The sequence below is a fragment of the Catenulispora sp. GP43 genome, assembly GCF_041260665.1.
Classification (GTDB): Bacteria; Actinomycetota; Actinomycetes; order Streptomycetales; family Catenulisporaceae; genus Catenulispora.
Window position 1 is genome coordinate 330542 of the sequence record NZ_JBGCCT010000010.1, and the last position, 9868, is coordinate 340409.

11 protein-coding genes are annotated in these 9868 nt (G+C 69.9%); 4 read left to right on the top strand and 7 right to left on the bottom strand.

All coding sequences use genetic code 11. The annotated features are described in order from the left end of the window. Positions 1–163: 163 nt before the first annotated feature. From ABH926_RS22735 to ABH926_RS22745, 3 genes are all read right to left on the bottom strand, one after another. On the bottom strand, positions 164–1045 hold the full coding sequence (locus ABH926_RS22735) for a disulfide bond formation protein DsbA (protein WP_370367717.1): 882 nt from the start codon (positions 1043–1045) through the stop codon (positions 164–166). Between the two features lie 41 nt (positions 1046–1086). Beyond that, a complete protein-coding gene (locus tag ABH926_RS22740; RefSeq protein WP_370367718.1) occupies positions 1087–1776 on the bottom strand; it encodes an SIMPL domain-containing protein in 690 nt (229 codons plus the stop codon). A 74-nt stretch (positions 1777–1850) separates the two neighbouring features. After that, positions 1851–2132: a metal-sensitive transcriptional regulator gene (locus tag ABH926_RS22745; protein WP_370345134.1), complete on the bottom strand. Its 282-nt coding sequence runs from the start codon at positions 2130–2132 to the stop codon at positions 1851–1853. Positions 2133–2208: 76 nt separating this feature from the next. Between ABH926_RS22745 and def the strand changes: the two genes are divergently transcribed. Beyond that, positions 2209–2781, top strand: coding sequence for a peptide deformylase (gene def / locus ABH926_RS22750; protein WP_370367719.1), 573 nt, complete (start codon positions 2209–2211; stop codon positions 2779–2781). 161 nt (positions 2782–2942) lie between these two features. Here def and ABH926_RS22755 read toward each other — a convergent pair whose 3' ends face one another. Beyond that, complete coding sequence (locus tag ABH926_RS22755) at positions 2943–5174, bottom strand: transglycosylase domain-containing protein (protein ID WP_370367720.1); 2232 nt, start codon at positions 5172–5174, stop codon at positions 2943–2945. A gap of 289 nt (positions 5175–5463) precedes the next feature. Between ABH926_RS22755 and ABH926_RS22760 the strand changes: the two genes are divergently transcribed. Together ABH926_RS22760 and ABH926_RS22765 are read left to right on the top strand one after the other, a co-directional pair. Continuing rightward, positions 5464–6627, top strand: coding sequence for a HoxN/HupN/NixA family nickel/cobalt transporter (locus ABH926_RS22760; protein WP_370367721.1), 1164 nt, complete (start codon positions 5464–5466; stop codon positions 6625–6627). A gap of 9 nt (positions 6628–6636) precedes the next feature. Beyond that, positions 6637–7101: a DUF4442 domain-containing protein gene (locus ABH926_RS22765; protein WP_370367722.1), complete on the top strand. Its 465-nt coding sequence runs from the start codon at positions 6637–6639 to the stop codon at positions 7099–7101. 199 nt (positions 7102–7300) lie between these two features. Here ABH926_RS22765 and ABH926_RS22770 read toward each other — a convergent pair whose 3' ends face one another. After that, complete coding sequence (locus ABH926_RS22770; protein WP_370367723.1) at positions 7301–7714, bottom strand: PaaI family thioesterase; 414 nt, start codon at positions 7712–7714, stop codon at positions 7301–7303. 33 nt (positions 7715–7747) lie between these two features. Continuing rightward, complete coding sequence (locus tag ABH926_RS22775) at positions 7748–8155, bottom strand: DUF1801 domain-containing protein (RefSeq protein ID WP_370367724.1); 408 nt, start codon at positions 8153–8155, stop codon at positions 7748–7750. A 76-nt stretch (positions 8156–8231) separates the two neighbouring features. Between ABH926_RS22775 and ABH926_RS22780 the strand changes: the two genes are divergently transcribed. Then, positions 8232–8876, top strand: a complete 645-nt coding sequence (locus tag ABH926_RS22780) for a TetR/AcrR family transcriptional regulator (protein WP_370367725.1) — start codon at positions 8232–8234, stop codon at positions 8874–8876. Positions 8877–8887: 11 nt separating this feature from the next. Here the strand turns inward: ABH926_RS22780 and ABH926_RS22785 are convergent, their stop codons facing one another. Further along, a complete protein-coding gene (locus ABH926_RS22785; protein ID WP_370367726.1) occupies positions 8888–9721 on the bottom strand; it encodes a GPP34 family phosphoprotein in 834 nt (277 codons plus the stop codon). Between the last annotated feature and the right edge of the window lie 147 nt (positions 9722–9868).

Here is a 9868-nt window from a genome sequence, read left to right on the forward strand (position 1 = left end):
TGTCTGCAATTGGCTGCCCGCGAACGGGCTGATCCCTATTGATCCTCGCGTGCTGGCATCGGCCGCCCCGGTCACGGAAGTACCAAAGCCCTTCGTGTCGGCTCTGGAGGATTCAGCTATAGGCCATACGCGGGGGCAGAGCGGAAATCGCAGACTTTGCCGGCTAGGCGTACTCGGGCGTCATCGCCACTGCCATCCGCAGATGCGTCCCGGCCTCGTCGGCGAGCCCCTGACGCTCCAAGGTCCGGCCGAGCATCAGCCGCGCGTAGGAGTCGGCGGGGTCGTCGACGAGCGTCGCCTCCAGCGCCTGCCGGGCGCGGCCGAGCTGTGCCGAGGCGAAGTAGGCCGAGGCCGCGACCCCCATTAGATTGCCGCGCGTAGCGCGTCCATAACGGGCGGCGGTGGGAGACGGGTGGGCGTTTGGGTCCTGAGCGTGCTCGGCGAGCAACGGTTCCAACAGCACCAGGGCGCCGAGCGGGTCGGACAGCGCGATCAGCTCCTCGGCCCAGCGCAGGCGCTCGACCTCCTCCGGGAGCCTGCGCACGGCGCCGGCCTCGCCGGCCTCGTCGGCAGCTGTCAGGAACTCGCCGATCGTCGCCGGCGACATCGCGAACTCCAGCAGCCGGTCGCCGACAGCCAGGGTCGGCGAGATCGTGATGCCGCGCGCCTTGCCGATCAGGAGCAGCTCGCGCAGGCGGGTGTGCCCGGCGGTCTCGGAGGACAGCAGGTCGGCGCCGTCCTCGAACCCGGCGCGCGCGGCCACGGCGGCCAGCTCCGCGCGGTCGCGGACGTCGTGCGACGCCAGCAGTTCGGCGGCCACCCGGCCCTGCAGCTCGACGCCGCCGTGCTCCTCGGCGAGCAGCAGCAGGCGCAGGGCGTCGCGCGGGGCCTCGGGATCGGCGGGGTCGGTCAGCAGCGGGCGCCAGACGACCTCGGCGGCGGTGGCGTCGATGCCGGCGTCGGCCGTGGCCAGTGCCGTACGCAGCCGCTCGGCCGCGACATAGGTCCACGGGTTGGCGATGTCGGCCCACATCTCGATTCGCATGACGAACTAAACACGCGAGGGAGAACGGACATTCCCGTGCCCTACAACTCCCCCGGCTGCGTCGCCGAGAACCGCGCCTCCACCGCCGCGTACACGTTCTGCCGCGTCGGCTCCAGATCCAGCGCCGGCAGCCCCTCGTCGGCCACGCCGCGCGCCGAGGTGGCCATCGCGTACATCGCGCGCCCCTGCGGGGCCGGGGCGCCGCCGGTCGACAGGCCGGTGTCGGCCAGCTCCAGCAGCGCGGTGAGCTGCGAGCCGAGGGCGTCGGCGTACTCCCGGGCCCGGCGGACCGCCTCGCCGACCGCCTCCGTGCGGGCTCTGCGGTAGACCTCCGAGTCGCGGCGCAGGCTCCAGAAGGGGCCGTCGATCGAGCGGCCCTCGGCGTCGGCGATCCTGGTGACCATCTCGCCCAGGACCGTGAAGTCCTTCACCACGATGCGGACGCGCACCGAGCCCTGATACGGGCCGACCTTGTCGGAGCGCTTGTTGCGCCATTCCGGGTACACCGAGAAACGGCCCGTCTCGAGCTTCTCCAGCGCCTCGCCGTATTCGCCCTTGAGCTGGTCCAGGAGGTCCTTGTTGCGCTGGGTCAGCTGCTCCAGGGCGGTGCGGCGGTCCTTGTCGCGGGCGGTGACCGTGACCGCGAACTCGCACAGTTCGGGGTCCGCTTCGAGGTTCGCCTCCCCGCGGACGCTGACGACGATGGGGGTGCCGGCGGCCTGATCCGTCATGACCGCCAGTCTGCCGCAGGGACGGGGTGGTGCGCCCGGTGAACGCCGCTGAAGGACGCTGAAGGGCGCGGCGGCTAGGAACGCACCAGCCGCGCGATGGCCTCGTTCGCTTCCTTGACCTTGGCGTCGGCCTCCGGCCCGCCGGTCGCCAGGGCGTCGGCCACGCAGTGCGCGACGTGCTCCTCGAGCAGTCCCAGCGCCACCGACTGCAGGGCCTTGGTGACCGCGGAGATCTGGGTGAGGATGTCTATGCAGTACTTGTCCTCGTCGACCATCCGCTGCAGGCCGCGGACCTGGCCCTCGATGCGGCGGAGCCGCTTGTTGTAGTCGTCCTTGCGGTCTGTGTAGCCGTGCATGGCCCGTTCCCCATTCGTCGACGTCGCGCTTGCTCAGTATACCCCCGAGGGGTAGGTGACCCGTAAGATTAACGCCATGAGCCAGACCGATTCCGGCACCGCCCGGCCCATCACGATTGTCGGCAACCCGGTGCTGCACCACCCGTGTGCCCCGGTGGAGGAGTTCGGCGAGGAGCTCGCCGCGCTCGTGGACGACATGTTCGCCTCGATGTACGCCGCCGAGGGCGTGGGCCTGGCCGCCAACCAGATCGGCGTGCCGCTGCGGGTGTTCGTCTACGACTGCGCCGACGACGACGGCGTCCAGCACGTCGGCCACATGGTGAACCCGGTGCTGGCCGAGCTGCCGGCCGACCGGCGCCAGCTGGACGACTCCGCCGAGGGCTGCCTGTCGGTGCCCGGGCCGCACCACGAGCTGGCCCGGCCGGACTACGCCCGGGTGACCGGCGTGGACCTCAAGGGCGAGCCGATCACCGTGGAGGGCACCGGCTACTTCGCCCGCTGCCTGCAGCACGAGTTCGACCACCTGGAGGGCCGGCTCTACATCGACCGGCTCGGCAAGCGCCAGCGCAAGAACGTGCTCGCGGAGATGGAGCGGATGCAGGCCGAGAAGCGGGCCGAGGCCGAGAAGGCGACCGCCCCGGCGAACTGAGCCGCTACCCCGCACAGAACACCGGACAACGCCGAAGGGCCCGCATAAGCGGGCCCTTCGTCATGTGTGTGCCGACACCGTCGGCGAACTAGCTACGTCAGCCGCCCGACCATGTCAGCCTCAGCCGCCCGACCGTATCTGCGCCAGCCGCCCGCCTGCGGTTACAGCCCGCCGGTGGTCGTCTGCGACGGCGGCTTGGACGGCCGGCTGTGCGTCGACGGCGGCGGCTGCTGCGAACCGGTCGACGTGCCGGTCCCGGTCGGCCCACCCGACGTCGTCCCGCCGCCGGTGCTCGACGGCGTCGAGGACGGCGTGTTCGGCGGCTGGTAGGTGCTGGTCGGCGCCGGCGGCGAGGGCTGGTTGGTCTGCGACGGGCCGGTGGTCGTGCCGGTGCCGCCCTGCGTCGAGCCCGAGGTCGGGCTCACCGGGTTCATCGGCACCGCCTGGTTGTTCTGCGCCGTGAAGGTGAACGACTGCGCCGTCGTGCCGGCCACCGCCTGGTCCATGTACGCGGCCCACAGCGGCGCCGCCACGGCTCCGCCGCCGACGGTGTTCTTGCCGGCCATGCCGTTGATCGGGGTCAGCGCCCCGCCGTCGGTCTGCCCCCAGACCGCGACCGCGGTCGACAGCGTCGGGGTGTAGCCGACGAACCAGACGGAGCCCAGCTTGGTCCCGTCGCCCGGCAGGTCGGTGGTGCCGGTCTTGCCGGCCACGTCGCGGCCGTCGGCCAGCTGCGCGCCGCCGCCGGAGCCGTTGGTCACCACGTTCTGCAGGGCCTTGGTCACCTGGTCGGCCACGGCCGGGGTGAAGGCCTGCTTGGCCAGGCTCTGGTGCGCGTACACGGTCTTGCCGTCCTGCTGCACGCTGGCCACCGTGTACGGGTCCACCTGCTGGCCGTGCGCGGCGAAGGTCCCGTAGGCCGCCGCCATCTGCTCGGGGTTGGTGGACACCACGCCCAGCGGCAGCGCCGGCAGCGACTGCTGCTGGGCCGTGACCGGGACGCCGGCGGCGCGCGCGGCGTCGGCGACCTTGCTCATCCCGATCTGCTGGCCCATCTCGATGAACACGGTGTTGATCGACTGGTTCAGGGCGTACTGCACCGAGACCGGGCCGTAGCTGGTCCCGCCCTCGTTCGGGATCACCGTGTCGGTGTTCGGGACGTGGTAGGGCGAGGTGCCGTCGAACGTGTCGTTGACCGTGCCGCCGTTCTGCAGGTAGGCGGCCAGCGCGAAGGTCTTGAACGAGGAGCCCGGGGACAGCGTGCCCTGCCAGGAGGCGTTGAAGGCCTGCTTGGAGTAGTCGTCGCCGCCGTACAGGACGCGTACCGCGCCGTCGCCGGGGACGACGGTGGCGATCGAGGTGTGCACGTTGGCGTCCACGGCGCGCTTGCTCGGGTTGAGCTGGCTGGTGATCTGCGCCTTCGCCGCCGCCGCCGCGGCGTCCTGCATCTTGGCGTCGAAGGTGGTGTAGATGGTGTAGCCGCCGGTCTCCAGCTGCTCGCGGCTCAGGCCGGTCTTCTGCTCGGCCTCGCCGATGGCCTCCTCGACCAGGTACTCGTCCTGGTTGTCGGTCTGGCTGCTGGGCCGGGGCCAGGGCGCCAGCGCCGGGAACTGCTGCGCCGCGCGCTCGGCGGGCGTCAGCTTGCCCATGGTCACCAGGCCGTCGAGCACGTAGTTCCAGCGCGCCTGGAGCTTGGCCATGATCGAGGGGTCCTTGGGCGCCAGCTCGTAGTACGACGGGGCGTTCACCAGCGCGGCCATCACCGCGCCCTCGGCCACGCTGAGCTGGTTGACGTCCTTGCTGAACCAGGCGCGGGCGCCCATCTGGATGCCAGAAGCGCCGCGGCCGAAGTACACGGTGTTCAGGTAGCCCTGCAGGATCTCGGACTTGGGCTGCTTCTCGGAGATCTTCAGGGCGATGACGGCTTCCTTGACCTTGCGGGACAGGGTGCGCTCGTCGGTGAGGTAGGCGTTCTTCACGTACTGCTGGGTGATCGTGGAGCCACCCTGCGTGGAGCCGCCGCCGAGGTCGTTGATCAGGGCGCGGGCCGTGCCGGTGACGGAGATGGCGCCGTCGGACCAGAAGTTGCGGTCCTCAGCGGACAGGAAGGAGTCCTGCACCGGGGCCGGGACCTGCGTCAGCGGCACGTCCTGGCGGATCTCCGGGCCGCGGCGGCCGAGCACCACGCCCTTGTCGTCGACCACGGTCAGGTGCTGCTGGGTCACCGACTCGTTCATCGGCGGGATCTTGACGGACGCGTACACCGCCCAGGCCCCGCCGGTCATCAGCAGGACGAACGCGATCAGCGTGCTGGCGACCAGCCGCCAGGACGGCAGCCAGTGCCGCAGTCCGGACTTCCCGCGACGCGGGTAGTCGATCACACGCAGGGCCATCGGGAACGGCTCCTTCTCCGGGCCGCCGCCGATGCGGCAGCGGCCTTGCAGTCATTGTCTTCGGGCGTCAACACATCAGACCATCGCGATCTGAAAAAAATCGGAACATCCGGAGAAACCGGTCGTGATCCACCTCTCATCACGGTGCGCGCCCCTCCGCGGACTCAACACCTAGTTGCGAACTCTTCGCAACTGCAAAATAATCGCGTCTGGGGCGGGCGAGTGTCCTCCCCCGCCGCCGGGCCCGGCGGCGGACTCGATCCGATGAGCTCAGGGGGCGTCCAGCGCCATGACCGCGACCACAGCAGGCGGTACCGACAGCACCGGCACCGCGCCCGCGACCGGCGGATCCCGGCTGGCCCGGATCCGGGCGAGCCTGACGCCGGCGGAGTGGGGACGGGTCGGCGGCATGTTCGGCTTCATCGCGCTGCTGCACGTCGTCGGCTGGGGCATCCTGGCCGCGCTGGTCGTCCCGGGCCACTACAAGCTGCAGGGCGGCCTGTTCGGCTTCGGCACCGGCCTGACCGCCTACACGCTGGGCATGCGGCACGCCTTCGACGCCGACCACATCGCGGCCATCGACAACACCACCCGCAAGCTGATGGCCGAGGGCAAGCGCCCGCTGTCGGTCGGCTTCTGGTTCTCCCTGGGCCACTCCTCGATCGTCGTGGTCCTCACGCTCCTGCTGGGCCTGGGCCTGAAGGGCCTGGGCGTGGAGCTGACGAACGACAAGTCGAGCCTGCACAGCTTCGGCGGCCTGGTCGGGACCACGGTCTCCGGCTCGTTCCTGTACCTGATCGCGATCATCAATCTGGTGGTGCTGGTCGGGATCCTGAAGGTGTTCCGCCAGATGCGCCGCGGGGAGTTCGACGAGGCCACGCTCGAGGAGCACCTGAACAACCGCGGCCTGATGAACCGGTTCCTGGGCCGGGCCATGCGCGCGGTGAACAAGCCGTGGCAGATCTACCCGGTCGGCCTGCTGTTCGGCCTGGGCTTCGACACCGTGACCGAGGTCGGGCTGCTGGTGCTGGCCGGCACCTCGGTGGCCTCGGGCCTGCCCTGGTACGCGGTGATGTGCCTGCCGATCCTGTTCGCCGCCGGCATGTCCCTGCTGGACACCATCGACGGCTCGTTCATGAACTTCGCCTACGGCTGGGCCTTCTCCAAGCCGGTCCGCAAGGTCTTCTACAACATCACGATCACCGGGCTGTCGGTGGCCGTGGCGCTGATCATCGGCACCATCGAGCTGCTGAGCATCCTGCAGGACAAGCTGAATCTGACCGGCGGCTTCTGGAACTGGATCGCCACCGTCGACCTGAACAGCATCGGCTTCGCCATCGTGGGCATGTTCCTGCTGGTCTGGCTGGCCGCCGTGGCGGTGTGGAAGTTCGGCCGGATCGAGGAGAAGTGGACCGCCTCGCTGCCGGTGGCCCCGGATGTTACCGACCAGTAGGATCATGGCATGACCGCAGCAGAGCAAGAGCCTTTCGACGTCGGCGCCTTCCTGACCGCCGCCGTCCCCATGGTCGGCACGCTGGCCCTGGAATACGTCGAGGTCGCGCCGGAGCGCGCCGTGCTGAAGTTCCGCGACCAGGCGCCGTACCGGAACCACATCGGCGGACCACACGCCGGCGCGATGTTCACGCTGGCGGAATCCGCCTCCGGCGCGATCGTCGCCGCCGCGTTCGGCCACCTCATGGCTGAAGCCACCCCCCTGCCCACCACCGCCACCATCGACTTCAAGAAGGTCGCCAAGGGCGACATCACGGCCACCGCCACGCTCGGCCGCCCCGTGGACGACATCCTGGCCGAGCTCAAGAGCGGCACCCGCCCCGAGTTCCCCATCCACGTGGCCATCCAGCGCGACAACGACGAAGCCGTCACCGGCGAGATGACCATCATCTGGACCCTGCGGCCCAACAACTGACGCCTCCGCGAAGCAACCCCCACCCGGTATTAGAACGCTTTAAACCTGGGAAAGGTTGCTTCTTTTCGGAAAGTGGGTCCGCCGGACGATCTTCCACCCGGCGGGCCCACGGCTGGTCAGGGAACTGATCCACCGTCAGGAAACGCTGGATCCGCTGTCAGGACATACGGATTCGCCGTCAGGACACACAGGTCCGCCGTCAGGCCACACAGAGCACCGTGCCTTGCGCGATCGCGCTGAGCACCCGTGCGCCGTCCTCCGCCACGGCGTACAGGTCGCATCGGCACACCGCTTGGCGCCGTCCGGTGTAGGTGACCTCAGCCTCGGCTTGCAGCGTCACCCCGGACGCCGGCCGGACGTAGCTGATCGTGACCCCGCTGGTGAGCACTTCCGGACCGAGCGTGGAGCCGGCCGCGAAGGTGATCGCGTTGTCCGCGGCGTACGCGAGCACGCCGCCATGAAGGAACCCGTTCTGCTGCTTGAGGTTCTCGCGGACGGGGACCACGATCGTCGCGCGCCCCTTCTCGAAGACCTCTATCCGGGCCCCGAGCAAAACGCTGAACGGCTGCGCGGCAAGGACCATGCGCGCCGTTTCGATGTCGAGGTTGACCATGGAGGACCATTGAGCTGTTCTCAGGGCCCGGCGTCAAATCGGCCGGGTTCCTTCGGCTTTCAGCTTGCGCCAGCCGCCTGCGCGGTTGTTGGCGACGATCTGCGAGAACATGGCGGCCAGGGGTTCGGCCGGTAGCGTCTCGCCTTCGTGGACGGCGACGCAACGCGCGGTCTTGTTCTCGTGGCCGCCGGTGATGATGTGCTCGGGATCGGGCACGATCGCGCCGTCGTACAGAAAGACGTTGACGTGATCCTTGGTACCCATCAGCGCGCAGATGTTGCCCTTGAGGACGAAATAGGGCTGGACGGAGCGTTTGATCGTCTCCTCGACCTCCGGATCGGCCGCGTGGACGAGGTCGCGGACCTGCCGGCAGATCTCTCGCTGCCACCCGGGCAGGGCATCGATGTAGGAGTCCACACGCGGATCCTTCAGGTACGACATGCGGCCATTATCGATTCCGCGCCGCCATCGCGCCCCTTGGACAGCACAGCGAGCGCGCGTGACGTAGATTCCTGCCGTGGATCCCGACACCCTGCCCACCCCGTTGCCCCGCGGCAACCACGGACTGAGCCGCGAGGACGTCAGCGCGGCGCAACGCGGCCGGCTGCTGACCGGGATGATCGACGTCGTGGCGGAGAAGGGGTACGCGGCGGCCACGGTCGGGGCGGTGCTCTCCCGGGCCCACATCTCCCGCCAGACCTTCTACGAGCACTTCACCGACAAGCAGGACTGCTTCCTGGCCGCTTTCGACCGCTCGGCCGACCGCTTCGCGGTGCTGATCGAGCGCTCGCTGGGCTCGCCCGACGACCCGGTCCTGGAGCGCCTGGACCGGATCTTCGAGGCGTACCTGGGCGACCTGGCCGCGAACCCGACGCTGGCCCGCATCTTCATGATCGAGATCTACGCCGCCGGCTACCCCGCGGTCTCCCGCCGCCTGGCCCGCGCCGAGACGTTCGCGATGAACCTGGCACAGGCCGTCACGGTCGGGCGCACCTGGCGCGGCGGCCTGGACCCGCTGTTCGTGGCCCGCTCGCTGACCGGGGCGGTCAGCGGGCTGGTGACCGAGCGGATCTACGCCGGGGACGTCGAGGCGCTGCCGGGGCTGCGGCCGCAGATCGTCGCGCTGGCGGCGGCTTTGTTGGAGGACGAGGACGCCACGTAATCGCGCGGCAGTCACCCATGGTGATGGTGTCCGCCGCCGAAACCGCCCGAGCCCGAGTGGTGGCTGTGATGGCCCGAACTCGAGATGTCGGTCGGCGTGTGATGGTGATGGTGATGATGGCCGCTGCCGTAGGACTGGGAGTACATCTCCTGCCGGTACTCCTGCCGCAACACCACCGTCAGCTCCTTGGCCATCCGCGCCAGGCCGCTGGACAGCGCCTCGGCCACGGCGTTCGCCACCTCGGCGTCCACGACGGCCTTCGCCTGCCGCATGCTCTCGCCGACGTCGACCTGGTCGTCGAACCGGGCCAGCCGCCGGCGCGCCACCATGCGATGAGGCCCCCGGCACAGCTGCCGACTCAGCCCGGCGGCGTGGACGATGCCGGCCAACGCCCGGTCCCCGGCTGTGGCGGACGCCTCCCCGTGCGCCACGCGATCGATCCGGGCGCGTGCCTCGGCCAGCCGTTCCCGATCGCGCACCGTGATCACCGTGGTCCTGGCGAGCCCCTGCCCGCGATGCTCGATACGCATCACCTGCTGACGTCCCAGCAGCGCCAGGTACTGGCCCAGGATCCCGGCCTCGGCCTTGTTGCCCCGCAGCCACATCTCGACCTTCGCCGGCGCCGCCATGGCGCTCAGCGAGCTCAGGGTGTGATCCAGCAAGCGGTGACCGATCGGCTCCGGATCCTTGACCGTGATCCGCCCCTGCTCCAGGCTGAGCCGCCCCGCCAGGCTCAGCTCGATCAGTTCCAGGGCCCGCAGTGCGGGCGCCATGCGTTCGACGTTCCGGACTCTGCCGTTGCGCGGGTGGATGGCAAGCAGCAGGAGGTCCTCCCCCAGTGTCATGGTTCTGAGGTTAGAGCGCTGCGACGTTCTAAGCCATGGCGAATGCGGGTGGCGGGGGGGGGGGGCCCCCCCCCCCCCCCCCCCCCCCGGGGCCCCCCCCCAAGGTTTGTACGCACCCCGGCGGGCGGGCGCGCCCGCGCCCCGCGG